We start from the raw sequence: 15,556 nt of genomic DNA, 5'->3' as shown, positions 1-15,556 counted from the left end.
GCCATGACCCATCCTAAGCCCGTTGTTCTTTGTATTCTTGACGGTTGGGGCGAACGCGCCGAGACGGTCGGCAACGCCCCTGCCCTTGCCAAAACCCCCAATATCGACCGGATCTGGGCCGAATGCCCGAAATCTACGCTGATCACCTTCGGCCCCGATGTCGGGCTGCCGACGGGACAGATGGGCAATTCGGAAGTGGGCCACACCAATATCGGTGCGGGCCGCGTGGTGGCGATGGATCTGGGCCAGATCGATCTGGCCATCGAGGACGGGTCGTTTTTCAAGAACGAGGCGCTGCTGGCCTTTACCGAGAAGATGAAGCAATCCGGCGGAACCGCCCATCTGTTCGGGGTGGTATCGGATGGCGGCGTGCATGGTCATATCGAACATGTTCTGGCGGGATGCCGCGCGCTGGCCGAGGCCGGTGTTCCGGTTGTGCTGCATGCAATCACTGACGGGCGCGATGTGGCCCCCGACAGTGCGGCGCGCTTTATCGACGAACTGATGGACCGTCTGCCGGAAGGGGCGCGTGTGGGCACCGTGATCGGGCGTTATTGGGCAATGGACCGCGACAACCGTTGGGAACGTGTCGGGCGTGCCTATGACGCGATCACCAAAGCCGCAGGGGATGTGTCGCATGCCGAAACGCCTCAGGCAGCCGTCAAGCAAAGCTATGACGCGGGCAAGATGGATGAATTTATCGCGCCCACCGTCATCGGCGATTACAAGGGCACGCAATCGGGCGACGGTTTCTTCTGCCTCAACTTCCGCGCTGACCGTGCGCGCGAAATCCTCAAGGCCCTGGCTGACCCCGATTTTGCCGAAGACGGTATCGACACATCTGCCCGCCCCGAATGGGCGGCTCTGCTGGGCATGGTCGAATATTCCGACAGCCATAACGCCTATATGACAACCGCCTACCCCAAAAAGAAAATCGTCAATACGCTGGGCGAATGGGTCTCGAAACAGGGCAAGAGCCAGTTCCACCTTGCCGAAACCGAGAAATACCCGCATGTGACCTTCTTCCTGAATGGTGGCAAGGAAGAGCCGTGGGAGGGCGAGGACCGTTTCATGCCGAAATCGCCGAAAGTGGCGACCTATGATCTGCAGCCCGAAATGTCCGCCCCCGAAGTGACCGATAAATTCGTCGAAGCGATCGAGGCAGGCTACGACCTGATTGTGGTGAATTATGCCAATGGCGATATGGTAGGCCATACCGGATCGCTGGAAGCCGCGATGGCCGCCTGCGAGGAGATCGACCGCGATATCGGCCGCGTGCGCGAGGCGCTGGAAAAGGCGGGAGGCGCGATGGTCATCACCGCCGATCACGGCAACTGTGAAACCATGATCGACCCCGAAACCGGTGGTCCGCATACCGCGCATACCACCAATCTGGTGCCTGTCGCACTGGTGGGCGGGCCGGCTGGTGCCAAGTTGCATACGGGCCGTCTTGCCGATCTGGCCCCGACGCTTCTGGGGCTGATGGGCCTGCCCGTGCCGGAAGAAATGACGGGCCAGAGCCTGATCGATCTCTGATGCGGTTCGGCTTTCGGTTTCTTGGTTCGGCCCTGTTTTATGGCCTGATGTCCGGTGCGGTCTTTGCCGCAGGTAATCCGGCAATGGATAATGCTTTGCAAGCCGCGCAAAATCTGCGCGGTGCCATTGCCGCCATGGATGATGCGAAGACCAAATCCGAACGGATCGAAAGCCTGACTGCCACGATCAACGCCTACGAGCACGGGCTGAGTGCGCTGCGCGACGGATTGCGGCGCCTTGCCATTCGCGAAGCGGAAATCAAACAGAGCTTCGATGGCAAATGTGATGAAATCGGCAGGCTACTGGGGGTGATGTCGTCCATGCAGCAATCCGACGGCCCGATGCTGCTGATGCATCCTGCGGGTCCGGTCGGCACGGCCCGCTCCGGCATGATCCTCGGATCGGTGACCCCTGCCCTGCAAGCGCAAGCCAAAGAGCTTTCGGTCAAGCTCGACGAGATCAAACAGATGCGCGACATCCAGCAAGGCGCAATCGACGTTCTGGCCAAGGGCATGGAATCTGTCCAGCGCGCGCGCACCCAGCTTGCCGAAGCCATTGCCAAGCGCGAGGCGCTGCCCGGACGTTATCTGGAAACGCCACAGGATCTTCAGCAGCTCGTGCAAAGCGCCGATACGCTGGAAGCCTTTGCCAGCGGCATTCTGGATCTGGACAGCGATATCGGCGCGCCGGTCAATGACTTCCAGTCTGCCAAGGGAAAACTGCCCCTGCCGGTGATCGGCAGTGTGTTACGCAAGTATAACGAGGCCGATGCCGCCGGTATTCGCCGCCCCGGCTGGGTGATCGCCACTGCCCCTTCGGCCTTGGTAACCGCCCCCTGGCCTGCAACTATTCGTTATCTCGGCCCGCTTCTGGACTACGGAAATGTGATGGTGATCGAACCATCGGACGGATATCTTTTGGTTCTGGCAGGGCTGGGAACCGTGTATGGAGAAACGGGTGACGTTGTGCCGCAAGGCGGTGCATTGGGCATGATGGGTGGCAAAGAACCAAGCGCCCGTGAATTCGGTGTCGAATTTGTCGACAGCGCCGTCAAAGGTAGTAGCGCCGACCGAACGGAAACGCTTTATATGGAATTACGCAAGGGCGACGAGCCGATCAATCCTGCTGATTGGTTTGCTCACGGCTCGAAATAATAGGACGGGATTGAGGTTAGGATGAGAAAACTGGTCATGGCGGCTCTGGGCGGAACGGTCGCAGGGATCGTGATGTCGACGCAGATCGCCGCGCCCCTGATGGCGCAGGAAGCGGATGACAATGCCGCGGTCTACGAGCAGCTCGACCTGTTCGGCGACATCTTCGAGCGTATCCGCAAGGATTATGTCGAGGAAACCGACCCCAAGAAGCTGATTGAAGCCGCTGTGAACGGGATGCTCAGCTCGCTCGATCCGCATTCGAGCTATATGCCGCCCGACGATTATCAGGATATGCAGGTCCAGACCCGCGGCAGCTTTGGCGGTCTTGGTATCGAGGTGACGCAGGAAGACGGCTTTGTCAAAGTCGTGTCCCCTATGGATGGGACCCCTGCCGCCGAAGCGGGCCTGAAAACCGGCGATTTCATCACCCATGTGAATGGGGAGAGCCTTCTGGGGCTGACCCTTGATCAGGCGGTTGATCTGATGCGCGGTCCCGTGGGATCCGAAATCACCGTCACCATTGCGCGCAAGGGCGAACAAGACCCCTTCGACGTGACCATGACCCGCGATACGATCAAGATGACCGCTGTGAAAGGCCGTCTGGAAGGATCGACCGTGGTGCTGCGGATTTCGACCTTTAACGACCAGACCTTCCCCAATCTCAAGCAGCAGCTTGAAGAGAAGGTGAAGGAAGCTGGCGGGATGGATAAGGTCTCGGGCTTCGTGCTGGATCTGCGCAACAACCCCGGTGGTCTTCTGACGCAAGCCATTGCAGTGTCGGATGCCTTTATCGACAAGGGCGAGATCGTGTCGACCCGCGGCCGCAACCCCGAAGACAGCGAGCGTTTCAACGCCACGCCGGGCGATCTGGCACAGGGCAAGCCGATTGTGGTCCTGATCAATGGCGGCTCTGCCTCGGCATCCGAAATTGTGACCGGTGCCCTGCAAGACCATCGCCGTGCGATTGTGGTGGGCGAGAAGAGCTTTGGCAAAGGCTCGGTTCAGACCGTTATGCCGATCAAAAATGAAGGCGCGATGCGTCTGACCACCGCGCGCTATTACACGCCCTCGGGCCGGTCGATCCAGTCTTTGGGGATTGCGCCCGATATCGTTGTGGCCCAACCCGCCCCGCAAGCCAATGCGGAAGAGGATGATACGGCCAGCAGCGCAAGCCATATGCGCTCCGAGGCCGATCTGCGTGGCGTTCTCAGCAATGACTCGATGACCGAGGAAGAGAAAAAGCAGGCCGAGGAAGAGATGAAGCGTGCAGCCGATGCGGCAGAACTGCGCAAGCAGGACTACCAGCTGGCCTATGCGATCGACATCCTCAAGGGCCTGAGTGCTATCGCACCGGAGGTTGCCGAGAAGGCGGCCCAAGATGCGACAGAAGCGCCCGCCCCCGCGCCGCAAAAAGCAGAGACGAAAAAGTAACAGGACGGGGCCCTTCGGGGCCCCTTTTCTTTGAAGGACAACGGATATGCAGGATTTCAGCAAGCTCCCCTACCGGCCCTGCGTCGGTATCGTGCTGATCAATCACGACGGCCTGATCTGGGCCGGAAAGCGCATCGATGCCAAGGTCGACGCATGGCAGATGCCGCAAGGCGGTATCGACGAGGGTGAAAAGCCCAAAGAAGCCGGTCTGCGCGAGCTATGGGAGGAAACCGGCCTGACTGCGGATATGGTCGAAAAGCTTGGCAAGACCGAAGACTGGGTGACCTATGATCTTCCCGACGAGCTTTTGGGCAAGGTCTGGGGCGGAAAATATCGTGGCCAGAAACAGAAATGGTTCGCCTTCCGCTTTCTGGCCGAGGATAGCGCGGTCAATATTGCCACCGAACATCCCGAATTCTCGGAATGGGCATGGAAATCCGCCGACGAGCTGATCACCTCGATCGTGCCGTTCAAGCGCAAGGTCTATGAAACCGTTCTGGCCGAATTCAAAGATCTTGTGAAATAGCTCAAGCAGGCTGCGCGAGAGAGGCCGACACCCTATCGCGCAGCGCCTCGGCCTCGGCCAGCAGCATCAGGCTGCGTTGGGCCTGTGCAGGATCAGGCTGCGGATAATCCGAACGGAAATGCCCGCCACGGCTTTCGCGGCGCTGATGGGCGGCACAGGCAATCAGTGTCGCGGTGGCCAGCATATTCTGGAAAACGATATTTTCCTCATTTCTCGACATTTCAGAAATAACAGAAATCGTTTTTTCCAGCCCCGCCTTATCCCGAATGACACCGACCCCATCCGTCATCGCCTGACGCAGCTTGGCGATAGTATCCGCGCAAGGCTGACGACCACCGGCGGCAAAATCCAATGTGACTTCGGGCGCATCACAAAGCGCGATTTCCTTGCCGATGTCATCCGCACAGATCCGGCCATAGACAAGCGCCTCCAGAAGCCCGTTCGATGCCAGCCGGTTGGCCCCGTGTAACCCGGTCGAAGACGCTTCACCACAGGCCCAGAGGCCCTTCAGGCTACTCCGGCCCAGCCTGTCGACCCAGATACCGCCCATATGGTAATGCGCCGCCGGAGCCACCGGAATGGGGGTCAAGGCCGGATCGATCCCCGCAGCCAGACAAGCCCGTGCGACAGACGGGAAACGCTCGTGTATCTCGGCACCGAGCACAGCGCGGGTATCCAGAACCGGCTGCCGGCCAGCCTGATATTCGCGGTAAACGGCACGGGCCACGATGTCGCGCGGGGCAAGCTCTGCATCAGGATGCTCGTCCAGCATGAAGCGCTGCCCCATGTTATTCAGCAAAACTGCGCCCTCGCCCCGCAAGGCTTCGGTCGCCAGAGGCGCAGGATCCAATCCGACAGCAATCGCCGTGGGATGGAACTGCACGAATTCGGCATCGGCAATCACAGCCCCTGCCCGCGCCGCCATGCCGATCACCTGCCCCCGTATCCGCGCCGGATTGGTCGTAACGGCAAACAACCCGCCCGAACCACCGCCGGCCATCAGGATTGCAGGCGCATGAAGCAGAACGCTTTCCGAGGGCTGGTCCGCGCGCGTCAGAAAGACGCCGGTCACATGATCGCCGCTCTGGTGCAGATCAACGGCCATAACGCCTTCAAGGACCTGTATCGAAGGCGTGGCGCGCACGGTGGCAATCAGGCTTTGCATGATCTCGCGCCCGGCCTGATCGCCCTTGACCCGCACCACCCGCGCGGCGGAATGCGCCGCCTCGCGGGACATGACATAGCCGCCACTGGCATCACGGTCGAAAGGCGTTCCGATTTCGGTCAGGCGCAGAATATGTCGGGCCGCCTCCGAGGTGACCATCTGCGCGATTTCAGGCACCACAGTGCCCGCCCCCGCAATTTCGGTGTCACGCGCATGGGCTTCGAAACTGTCGGTTGCCGCCATAGCTGCCGCAACCCCACCCTGCGCCCAAACCGAAGATGCCCCCTCGCCCAGCTTTTCAGGCGAAATGACAAGAACCGGACGGGGCGCCAGCCGCATTGCCGCGTAAAGTGCCCCAAGCCCCGCGCCAATGATCACAACGCGACTGGTGGCAAGCTCGGTCACTTGGCGACCGCCTTCGAAAGCTCGATCATCCGCTCAACAGCGACGCGCGCCTTACCGGCCACCTCGGGATCGACTTCGACCGCTTCGGAGCCGGTATGCAGCGCCCAAAGGATCTTTTCGAGCGTGATCTTCTTCATATAGGGGCACATATTGCACGGACCGGTAAATTCGATCTCGGGCAAAGCGTCTGATATATTAGATGCCATAGAGCATTCCGTCACCAGCATCGCCTTGGCAGGTTTATTGGTGGTGACATAGTCGATAATCCCGCTGGTCGAACCGGAATAATCGCAGGCATCCACCACATCGGGTGGGCATTCGGGATGCGCAATGATCATGGTGCCCGGATTCATCGCACGGAAATCATTGATATCTTCCGGCGTATATTGCTCGTGCACGATACAGGAGCCCTCCCACCAGACGATCTTTTTCTGCGGCACCATATTGGCAACGTTCTGCGCCAGATACTGGTCCGGCGTCATGATGATCGTCTCTTCGGGCAAGGCCGCCACAATCTGGGCCGCGTTCGAGGAGGTGCAGCATATATCGGATGCCGCTTTCACCTCGGCGGTGGTATTCACATAAGACACAACCGGCGCGCCCGGATATCTGGCGCGCATCTGGGCAATCCCTTCGGCAGTAATGCTTTCGGCCAGCGAACAGCCTGCCTCGACATCAGGGATCAGCACCGTTTTCGCCGGATTGAGGATTTTCGACGTCTCGGCCATGAAATGCACACCGCATTGCACGATAATATCCGCCTCGACCTTGGTCGCTTCGATGGCAAGTTGCAGGCTATCCCCCACAACATCTGCCACGCCATGATAGATTTCCGGCGTCATATAGTTATGTGCCAGAATAACCGCGTTTTTTTCGGCCTTCAGCTTATTGATAGCCGCAATATAAGGGGCGTAACGGACAAAGTCCGGAAACGGAATAACCCGATCCATCTTCGCATGGATATCGGCCATAGAACTGGCCAGTTCGACCGAAGGTGTCAGGTCATAGACTTCGGCGAGCGTCGCGCGCATGGCGGTAAAATCAAGCATGGTTTCCTCCCAGCCCCTTCACTTGAGCCGCCCTTTACGCGATTTCCCCCAACAATAGAATGGAAAAATGGATTTCAGACTATGTTTTACCAATTAGTCAGCGTTTCCAGATTGCGTTTTCTCCCAGCTTCTCGACATAAGCGGCATGGGCCGCCGCCTCGATTTCGGTCACGCGGGAGGGCAGGGACTGAGGACGTGGTGCAGGGCGCCAGATCTCGGAAGGGCCAGCATTTTGGGCATGCTGATCAAGATTAAGACCAAAGCCCGGCTGACGCCCGCCAATAAGTTCCAGATAGACTTCGGCCAGAATTTCACTGTCCAGAAGGGCCCCGTGCAGCGTCCGCGAGGAGTTATCGATAGAAAACCGCCGACATAGCGCATCAAGCGTGGCCGGAGACCCGGGAAACATCCGCCGCGCCATTGTCAGCGTATCGACCGCGCGGTCATCAGCGATCAATGGCTTTTTCACCCAGCCAAGTTCGGCATTGAGAAACCGCATATCGAATTTGGCGTTATGGATCACCAGCTTGGAATCCGGTCCGATAAAATCCAGAAAATCCTGTGCGATTTCAATGAATTTCGGCTTATCAGCCAGAAACTCATTCCCCAAACCATGCACCTGGAACGCCTCTGTCGGCATGTCCCGCTCGGGGTTGATATACTGGTGGTAGTGATTGCCGGTCGGCATATGGTTGAACAGCTCGACCGCACCGATTTCAACGATACGGTGGCCCTCGTTCGGTTCAAATCCGGTGGTCTCGGTATCGAGAACAATCTCACGCATGAGGCTTCTCCATGATCTGGTCAATCAGACGTCGCACATCCCGAGCCGCAGTTTCAACATCAAGCGTTTCGATGACATAATCCGCGCGCGCACGTTTTTCCGCATCCGGCATCTGCTTGGACAGAATAAGCTCGAACTCCGCTTCGCTCATTGTTCCACGTGAAAGCACGCGCTGTTTCTGGATCTCGGCAGGGGCACTGACCACCAGAACGGCATCACAGACTTTATCGGCGCCGGTTTCAAACAAAAGCGGAATATCCAGAACAATCAGCGGCTCCTGCAGATGGGATGCCACGAACTCCGTCCGAGATTGCGCGGTCAACGGATGCACGATCGCCTCCAGCTGGACCATCGCCTCGGGTGTGTCTTTCAACAGCGCCTTCAATGCCTTGCGGTCAACCTTCCCATCCTTGACGGCATTCGGAAACTGCGCCGCGATCGGGGCAACAGCAGCGCCGCCCAGATCATAAAGCTGACGCACGACCGCATCCGCATCCCAAACCGGAATGGACGCAGCCGCAAAAAGAGCTGCCGTGGTCGATTTCCCCATTCCGATAGAGCCGGTCAGGCCCAATATGAAAGGACGGGTCATTGACCCAGAACCTCGATGCGCAGGGCCTCGGTTACCTCGGGACTTTGACCGAACCAGCGCTCAAACCCCGGACGTCCCTGATGCAACAGCATGCCCAGCCCGTCCACAATCCGGCATCCCTGCGCCTGTGCCCTTTGAAGGAAAGCCGTAAGCAGCGGAATATAGACGATATCTGTTGCCAATGCGGTTTCCGGTAACAGATCCAGCGAGATGTCGAATGGCGGTTGGCCCTCCATTCCCAAAGACGTGGTATTGACCGCTGTTGCCACCCCGTCAAAAATGGCTGCGGCCTCCTCCCAGTCATACACCCTGACCTTCGGACCGAAGCTTTCGGCCAGCGCCTCGGCACGGGCCTTGGTGCGGTTGCACAGCCGGATTTCAGGCACACCAGCTTCCAACAGGGAAACAATAATGGCCCGCGCAGCCCCACCAGCCCCTAGAACAGCGGCAGGACCCGCCGATGGTTCCCAATCGGGAGCGCTTTGCCGTAAATTCGCGATAAAACCATAACCATCCGTATTATCGGCAAAAATACTGCCATCTTCCGCCAGAACCAGCGTATTGGCAGACCCGATCAGCTTGGCACGGTCGCTGACCTCATCTGCCAGCGCCAGAGCCGCCTCCTTATGGGGAATGGTAATATTCACCCCCACAAATCCGGCCTTATGCAAGCCGCGCAAAACCGCTTCTAGATCCGCAGGCGCGACATCCATCGGCACATAATAACCTGACAAGCCATAGCTGCGCAGCCAGAACCCGTGCAATGCCGGAGAACGCGAATGCGACACGGGATGACCGATCACACCGGCCAGCGGAATTTTCTTATGGCTCATGTTGTCAGCTCCCCACGCGCACGCAACCAGTTCAGAAACTCCATTAACGGCAGTCCCAATACGTGGAAATAATCGCCTTCCACCTTGGAAAACAAGCGCACACCCTCTTCTTCAAGCTTGTAGCATCCGACAGCCTGCCGGATAGATTCCCAGTTACGCGTGACATAATCCTCGATAAACCCTTCCGAGAGATCATGCATCGTCAGGCGCACAACGCCGACATGCCGCCAGAGCGGTTCATTGTCACGTATGATCACAGCCGCCGACAAAAGCTTATGCGTCTTGCCCGAAAGAGCGCGTAACTGTTCAATCGCCGCTTCCTGGGTGTCCGGCTTGGAAAAGATCCGCCCCTCCAGATCAAGCACCTGATCCGCCCCCAGAACCATGACGCCAGCGACGCTGCGCGAGAGCTTCTTGGCTTTCATCTCGGCCAGAAAATCAGCGACATCACGCGGCGATGCACCTTCTGCCTGCATCGAGGCACGGATCATCTCTTCATCGATACGGGCGGGTTTTGCCACGATTTCCAGCCCCGCATTGCGCAGCAATTGGGCCCGAATTTCGGACTGGGACGCCAGCAGGATGGGGACAGTCATGTGGATAAGCCTCTCGGTAACCGTATGTATAAAACAGGGGATAACCCCGACAGGCGATTTCCTCCACAGTTATCGGCAGGTTTCACGCAGCTTCGAAGATATTTTTCCACCTGTGAGAAGAGTCTTCCTCAGTCTGTGAGCGACTCATATAGGTTAACTTTTCCCACCAGTTTATCCACAAGCCGAATCGGACTTTGCAAACTTTGCAAACATTTGAAAACATGATTTTTTCTTGTTAAATCGTGCAGGTTATCGACTCTGTGGGCAAATAGTTTATCCACTGTGGATAAATCGGGGAATAACGGTGAATCCACAGTATCCACAGGGCCTATAATCATCTTCTATTCTTTCTTAATTATATTTTTATTTTTAGAGAGAGATTGGCGCCTAACACCGGAGACCAAGCCATGCTGACAGCCGTGCAAGATTTTCTCGCGATCTATTATCCGTGGATCAAAGCCTTCCACGTGATGTCGGTGCTGGCGTGGATGGCAGGGCTGTTCTATTTGCCGCGGCTCTTCGTGTATCACGTGGAAGGGCTCAAGAAGCAGGGGATCACAGCGGGTTCGGAAATGGATCTTCTGTTCCAGCATCAGGAGCGTCTGCTTTTGAAAGCGATCATGAACCCTGCGATGATCTCGGCATGGAGCTTCGGTCTGTGTCTGGTTCTGATCCCTGGCGTTGTTGACTGGACGATGGCGTGGTCGTGGGTCAAAGCGGCTTCGGTGATCGGGATGACGTGGTTTCATCACTGGCTTGGATTGCGCCGGAAAGATTTTGTGAATGGCCGCAATACCCGTAGCGGCAAAACCTACCGGATGATGAACGAGCTCCCCACGCTTTTCATGGTTCTGATTGTCATCGCCGTGATCGTGAAATTCTAGGCAATCGTTGACTCGCGGGCGATTTTGATCTAGCGCAGGACAAAACCCCGACCGTCCTGGCCGGGAGTCGTTCCAATTACATCGAGATTTCGTTTCGGCTGGCCCGAAAGCGAGGGGAATTCATGACCGAAGAGCGTCCGCATCCCGAAGACGAGCGTCTGAATCTGGCTGACCTGAAGGCGAAAAGCCCCAAGGCATTGCTGGCTATGGCCGAAGAGTGGGAAATCGAGAACGCCTCGACCATGCGCAAGGGCGAAATGATGTTCGCACTGCTGAAAGCGCATGCCGAAGAAGACATCACCATTGGCGGGGACGGGGTTCTGGAAGTGTTGCAGGACGGTTTCGGCTTCCTGCGCTCGACCGAGGCCAACTATCTGCCGGGTCCGGACGATATCTATGTCTCGCCCGACATGATCCGCCAGCATGCGTTGCGCACTGGCGACACCGTTGAGGGCATCATCCGCTCTCCGGGCGAAAACGAACGCTATTTCGTGCTGACCAAAGTCGAGAAAATTAACTTTGAAGAGCCCGAAAAGGCGCGTCACAAGGTTGCTTTTGATAACCTGACGCCGCTTTATCCCGACGAGCGCCTGAAAATGGAGATCGAGGACCCGACGATCAAGGATCGCTCGGCACGGATCATCGATCTGGTTGCTCCGATCGGGAAGGGGCAGCGGTCGCTGATCGTGGCACCGCCGCGGACCGGTAAAACGGTTCTGCTGCAGAATATCGCCACCTCGATCGAGAAAAATCACCCCGAGTGCTATCTGATCGTGCTTCTGATCGACGAACGTCCGGAAGAGGTGACCGATATGCAGCGTTCGGTGAAGGGGGAGGTTGTTTCCTCGACCTTCGACGAACCGGCAACGCGCCACGTGGCCGTGTCCGAGATGGTGATGGAAAAAGCCAAGCGTCTGGTTGAACACAAGCGCGATGTGGTGATCCTGCTTGACTCGATCACCCGTCTGGGGCGCGCGTTCAACACCGTGGTGCCGAGCTCGGGCAAGGTTCTGACCGGTGGTGTGGATGCCAACGCGCTTCAACGCCCGAAACGCTTCTTCGGGGCGGCACGGAACATCGAAGAGGGCGGGTCGCTGACGATCATCGCGACCGCGCTGATCGATACCGGTTCGCGCATGGATGAGGTCATCTTTGAGGAATTCAAAGGGACGGGGAACTCGGAGATCGTGCTGGACCGCAAGGTGGCCGACAAGCGCGTCTTCCCGGCGATGGATATCCTTAAATCCGGTACGCGGAAAGAGGATCTGCTGGTTGAACAGAAGGATCTGCAGAAGACCTATCTGTTGCGCCGCATCCTCAACCCGATGGGCACGACCGATGCGATCGAGTTCCTGATCTCGAAGCTCAAACAGACCAAAACGAATTCGGAATTCTTCGACTCCATGAACGGTTAATCCGTTCCCGAGAGGGATATGATGGATACGATCTTTGCACTGGCCACTGCCCGCGGAAAAGCGGGGGTGGCCGTTATTCGTATTTCCGGGCCGAAAGCCTGGGAAGCTGCCTCGCGTCTTTGCGGGACGTTGCCGCCTGCGCGACAGACCGCGCTGCGTGTGTTGCGGCTGGACGGTGAGGCGCTGGACGAGGCAGTGGTGCTGCCCTTTGCCAAGGGGCATAGTTTTACCGGCGAAGAGGTCGTAGAGTTCCATATCCACGGAGCCGTGGCGACAGTGAGTGCGGTTTTGCGGGCCTTGGGCACGAATCCCGACCTGCGAATGGCGGAAGCGGGCGAATTCACCCGCCGCGCGATGGAGAATGAGCGCTTGGATCTTTCTCAGGTCGAAGGTCTGGCTGATCTCATCGAGGCGGAAACAGAATCCCAAAGAAAACAGGCTCTTAAGGTTCTGTCTGGCTCTGTCGGGAAGGTTGTGGACGGCTGGCGAGAGCGGTTGGTCAGAGCTGCAGCGCTGTTGGAAGTGACCATCGACTTTGCTGATGAAGATGTACCGGTCGATGTGACGCCTGAAGTTCTTGCGGAAATTGATGCCGTTCAAAGCAGTTTGAGCGAGGAAATCCGGCGTTTTGGCGCGGCCGAGCGTATTCGCGATGGTTTCGAGGTGGCGATTGTTGGCCGTCCTAATGCTGGAAAATCAACACTTCTCAATGCGTTAGCGGGAAGAGAGGCCGCAATTACTTCCGAGATTGCCGGCACGACAAGGGATGTGATCGAAGTTCGTATGGATCTGGCGGGATTGGCGGTTACATTACTGGATACCGCTGGATTGCGCGAAACCACAGATGTTGTCGAAGCGATTGGAGTAGATCGCGCGATCAGTCGAGCCAAAGACGCCGATCTGCGGGTTTTCTTGCTGGATGGGGAAGAGTTACCTCTCTTAGAGCCACATGCGGGAGATCTGATCGCTTATGGAAAAGCCGATATTGTAAGCGGGGAAGGGCTTCGCGTGTCAGGAAAAACCGGCGCGGGAATAGACCAGCTTGTTGCCGAGATTACCCGGCGCCTTCTTGCGCAAGCCGAGGGGGCAGGGATCATGACGCGGGAACGACATCGTGATGCACTCATTAACGCAAACCGGGCTTTGGATTCGGCGCGAAATGAGGTAATGAGCAGTTTCGACCGTCCTGAACTTTCTGCGGTTTATCTGCGGGAGGCCGCTCGGTCTTTGGAATCTCTGTTGGGCAGGGTGGATGTCGAGAATCTCTTGGATGAGATATTCTTGAGTTTTTGCATCGGGAAATAGGAGTGTTTCACGTGAAACATTTTGACGTTATTGTTGTCGGCGGCGGACATGCCGGAACCGAAGCAGCCCATGCAGCCGCTCGCATGGGAGCAAAGACTGCGTTGGTCACACTTCGCCGTGAGGCGATAGGCGTTATGTCGTGCAATCCGGCGATAGGGGGGCTTGGTAAGGGGCACCTTGTTCGCGAGATTGACGCGATGGACGGTGTTATGGGTGTTGCAGCCGATAGGGCAGGGATCCAGTTCCGTCTTCTTAATCGGCGCAAAGGGCCCGCGGTTCAGGGACCAAGAGCCCAAGCGGACCGAAAGCTTTATCGTCAGGCGATGGCTGATCTTACAGCTCAACAGGCCAATCTTGAGGTCGTTGAAGGCGAAGCCGTTGATCTTGTGATTAAAAATGGACACATTGCCGGTGTGATACTTGCAGATGGCGCAGAAATAGAATGTCAGTCGGTCGTCTTGACAACTGGCACGTTTTTGCACGGTGTTATCCACATCGGTGATAAAAGTTATCCTGGTGGACGCATGGGAGATCGCCCGTCTGTTCCACTTGCCGATAGGCTGAAAGCCCTGAACCTTCCTCTTGGGCGCCTTAAAACAGGGACGCCACCAAGGTTGAACGGTAAGACCATTGATTGGTCAATTCTTGAAAGTCAGCCCGGTGATGATGATCCGGCCATGTTCAGCTTTCTGAATAAGAAGCCGCTGGTGCGGCAGATCTCTTGCGGGATCACGCATACCAACGAAGTGACGCATCAGATTATTCGCGAAAATCTGTCCCGTTCGGCAATGTATGGGGGACATATTGAAGGGGTAGGGCCGCGGTATTGCCCTTCAATCGAAGATAAGATTGTTCGATTTGCGGATAAGACATCGCATCAGGTCTTTCTGGAGCCAGAGGGACTTGATGATGATACCGTATATCCTAACGGTATTTCGACGTCTCTTCCCGAATACGTTCAACATGAATATGTGCGTTCGATGCGAGGGCTTGAGAATGTCGAAATTCTCCAACCCGGATATGCGATCGAATATGATTACGTCGATCCGCGCAGCTTAAATTCCTCTTTGGAAATGCGCGCGCAGCCCGGATTGTATCTGGCGGGGCAAATTAATGGCACCACTGGATACGAAGAGGCTGCTGCGCAAGGCCTGGTTGCCGGTCTGAATGCCGCGGCTGCTGCGCTAGGGCGGGAGCAGGTCCAGTTTTCGCGCACGCAGAGCTATATCGGTGTGATGGTTGATGATCTTATCACCCGCGGAGTAACGGAACCTTACCGCATGTTTACATCGCGAGCGGAGTTCCGGCTTTCCCTTCGGGCAGATAACGCCGATCAACGTTTGACCCCGCTCGCATTGGAAATCGGCTGCGTATCCGATGTTCGGACCGCCGCATATCTGGCAAAACAAGAGGCGATGGACGCAGGGCGCGCGCTTATGGAAGCCTGTGTTCTGACGCCGAAAGAGGCGATCTCTCATGGGTTCAAGGTTAATCAAGATGGACAGCGTCGGTCTGCATTTTCCTTCCTGTCTTTCCCCGACATAACTTTTGACGATATGGCGCGGGTGTTCCCTGAACTTCAGGATATCGGTCCCGAAATTTCCGATCAGTTAGCGAAAGACGCGCTTTACGCAAATTATCTTATCCGTCAGGAGCGAGATATTGCAGCAATGCAGCGCGATGAAGCTTGGAAAATTCCTGAGGATTTTGACTATTCGGGTCTGTCTGGTCTTTCGAACGAACTCCGGCTCAAACTCGGCAAGGCACAACCTAGCACTCTTGGGCAGGCGGGGCGTGTCGATGGTGTGACACCAGCTGCCTTGGCGTTGATTCTGGCGAAACTGCGCCAGTCGCGGAAACAGAAGTCAGCGTGAGGCGCAG

Annotated in this window: 14 protein-coding genes; 8 read left to right on the top strand and 6 right to left on the bottom strand. The window is 57.1% G+C overall.

Annotated elements, in window-relative coordinates:
* The first annotated feature begins 3 nt into the window (after positions 1-3).
* From gpmI to RPE78_RS06115, 4 genes are read left to right on the top strand one after another with little or no spacing between them, the layout of a single operon-like run.
* Positions 4-1,536 (top strand): 2,3-bisphosphoglycerate-independent phosphoglycerate mutase, encoded by a 1,533-nt coding sequence (gpmI, locus tag RPE78_RS06130; protein ID WP_406721516.1) that lies wholly within the window; start codon positions 4-6, stop codon positions 1,534-1,536.
* Positions 1,536-2,690 carry a murein hydrolase activator EnvC family protein gene (locus RPE78_RS06125; protein ID WP_406721515.1) on the top strand — a complete coding sequence of 385 codons (1,155 nt, stop codon included), beginning with the start codon at positions 1,536-1,538 and terminating at the stop codon, positions 2,688-2,690. The genes gpmI and RPE78_RS06125 overlap by 1 nt, the downstream gene beginning before the upstream one ends.
* A 21-nt stretch (positions 2,691-2,711) precedes the next feature.
* Positions 2,712-4,121 (top strand): S41 family peptidase, encoded by a 1,410-nt coding sequence (locus RPE78_RS06120; RefSeq protein ID WP_339108619.1) that lies wholly within the window; start codon positions 2,712-2,714, stop codon positions 4,119-4,121.
* Positions 4,122-4,167: 46 nt separating this feature from the next.
* A complete protein-coding gene (locus RPE78_RS06115; RefSeq protein WP_339108618.1) occupies positions 4,168-4,647 on the top strand; it encodes an RNA pyrophosphohydrolase in 480 nt (159 codons plus the stop codon).
* A 1-nt stretch (position 4,648) separates the two neighbouring features.
* Here RPE78_RS06115 and RPE78_RS06110 read toward each other — a convergent pair whose 3' ends face one another.
* From RPE78_RS06110 to RPE78_RS06085, 6 genes are all read right to left on the bottom strand, one after another.
* On the bottom strand, positions 4,649-6,151 hold the full coding sequence (locus RPE78_RS06110) for an L-aspartate oxidase (protein ID WP_406721623.1): 1,503 nt from the start codon (positions 6,149-6,151) through the stop codon (positions 4,649-4,651).
* Positions 6,152-6,213: 62 nt separating this feature from the next.
* Positions 6,214-7,266 (bottom strand): quinolinate synthase NadA, encoded by a 1,053-nt coding sequence (gene nadA, locus RPE78_RS06105; RefSeq protein ID WP_339108616.1) that lies wholly within the window; start codon positions 7,264-7,266, stop codon positions 6,214-6,216.
* A gap of 97 nt (positions 7,267-7,363) precedes the next feature.
* Positions 7,364-8,050, bottom strand: a complete 687-nt coding sequence (dnaQ, locus tag RPE78_RS06100; RefSeq protein ID WP_406721514.1) for a DNA polymerase III subunit epsilon — start codon at positions 8,048-8,050, stop codon at positions 7,364-7,366.
* On the bottom strand, positions 8,043-8,642 hold the full coding sequence (coaE, locus tag RPE78_RS06095) for a dephospho-CoA kinase (protein ID WP_339108614.1): 600 nt from the start codon (positions 8,640-8,642) through the stop codon (positions 8,043-8,045). Before coaE ends, dnaQ begins: the two co-directional genes overlap by 8 nt.
* The gene (locus RPE78_RS06090) at positions 8,639-9,475 is read right to left on the bottom strand and encodes a shikimate dehydrogenase (protein WP_406721513.1); all 837 of its coding nucleotides are present in this window, start codon (positions 9,473-9,475) and stop codon (positions 8,639-8,641) included. The genes coaE and RPE78_RS06090 overlap by 4 nt, the downstream gene beginning before the upstream one ends.
* A complete protein-coding gene (locus tag RPE78_RS06085; protein ID WP_406721512.1) occupies positions 9,472-10,071 on the bottom strand; it encodes a Maf family nucleotide pyrophosphatase in 600 nt (199 codons plus the stop codon). The genes RPE78_RS06090 and RPE78_RS06085 overlap by 4 nt, the downstream gene beginning before the upstream one ends.
* A 407-nt stretch (positions 10,072-10,478) precedes the next feature.
* On the opposite strand from RPE78_RS06085, the gene RPE78_RS06080 reads away from it, so the two are divergent.
* From RPE78_RS06080 to mnmG, 4 genes are all read left to right on the top strand, one after another.
* The gene (locus tag RPE78_RS06080) at positions 10,479-10,955 is read left to right on the top strand and encodes a CopD family protein (RefSeq protein ID WP_406721511.1); all 477 of its coding nucleotides are present in this window, start codon (positions 10,479-10,481) and stop codon (positions 10,953-10,955) included.
* Between the two features lie 122 nt (positions 10,956-11,077).
* Complete coding sequence (gene rho / locus RPE78_RS06075; RefSeq protein WP_339108610.1) at positions 11,078-12,370, top strand: transcription termination factor Rho; 1,293 nt, start codon at positions 11,078-11,080, stop codon at positions 12,368-12,370.
* A 21-nt stretch (positions 12,371-12,391) separates the two neighbouring features.
* The gene (gene mnmE, locus RPE78_RS06070) at positions 12,392-13,675 is read left to right on the top strand and encodes a tRNA uridine-5-carboxymethylaminomethyl(34) synthesis GTPase MnmE (RefSeq protein WP_406721622.1); all 1,284 of its coding nucleotides are present in this window, start codon (positions 12,392-12,394) and stop codon (positions 13,673-13,675) included.
* An 11-nt stretch (positions 13,676-13,686) separates the two neighbouring features.
* Positions 13,687-15,549, top strand: coding sequence for a tRNA uridine-5-carboxymethylaminomethyl(34) synthesis enzyme MnmG (mnmG, locus tag RPE78_RS06065; protein ID WP_406721510.1), 1,863 nt, complete (start codon positions 13,687-13,689; stop codon positions 15,547-15,549).
* The last annotated feature ends 7 nt before the right edge of the window (positions 15,550-15,556 follow it).

The sequence above is a fragment of the Thioclava litoralis genome (assembly GCF_045278885.1).
In the GTDB taxonomy this organism is placed as follows: domain Bacteria; phylum Pseudomonadota; class Alphaproteobacteria; order Rhodobacterales; family Rhodobacteraceae; genus Thioclava; species Thioclava litoralis.
Note: the sequence above shows the minus strand (reverse complement) of the source record. Positions and strands in the feature narration are given on the sequence as shown.

Coding starts and splice junctions, on each gene's coding strand:
- nadA (WP_339108616.1), bottom strand. CDS start 7,266: ATGCTTGATTTTACCGCCATGCGCGCGACGCTCGCCGAAGTCTATGAC.
- RPE78_RS06115 (WP_339108618.1), top strand. CDS start 4,168: ATGCAGGATTTCAGCAAGCTCCCCTACCGGCCCTGCGTCGGTATCGTG.
- RPE78_RS06125 (WP_406721515.1), top strand. CDS start 1,536: ATGCGGTTCGGCTTTCGGTTTCTTGGTTCGGCCCTGTTTTATGGCCTG.
- rho (WP_339108610.1), top strand. CDS start 11,078: ATGACCGAAGAGCGTCCGCATCCCGAAGACGAGCGTCTGAATCTGGCT.
- mnmE (WP_406721622.1), top strand. CDS start 12,392: ATGGATACGATCTTTGCACTGGCCACTGCCCGCGGAAAAGCGGGGGTG.
- RPE78_RS06080 (WP_406721511.1), top strand. CDS start 10,479: ATGCTGACAGCCGTGCAAGATTTTCTCGCGATCTATTATCCGTGGATC.
- RPE78_RS06090 (WP_406721513.1), bottom strand. CDS start 9,475: ATGAGCCATAAGAAAATTCCGCTGGCCGGTGTGATCGGTCATCCCGTG.
- RPE78_RS06120 (WP_339108619.1), top strand. CDS start 2,712: ATGAGAAAACTGGTCATGGCGGCTCTGGGCGGAACGGTCGCAGGGATC.
- RPE78_RS06085 (WP_406721512.1), bottom strand. CDS start 10,071: ATGACTGTCCCCATCCTGCTGGCGTCCCAGTCCGAAATTCGGGCCCAA.
- gpmI (WP_406721516.1), top strand. CDS start 4: ATGACCCATCCTAAGCCCGTTGTTCTTTGTATTCTTGACGGTTGGGGC.
- RPE78_RS06110 (WP_406721623.1), bottom strand. CDS start 6,151: ATGCGGCTGGCGCCCCGTCCGGTTCTTGTCATTTCGCCTGAAAAGCTG.
- dnaQ (WP_406721514.1), bottom strand. CDS start 8,050: ATGCGTGAGATTGTTCTCGATACCGAGACCACCGGATTTGAACCGAAC.
- coaE (WP_339108614.1), bottom strand. CDS start 8,642: ATGACCCGTCCTTTCATATTGGGCCTGACCGGCTCTATCGGAATGGGG.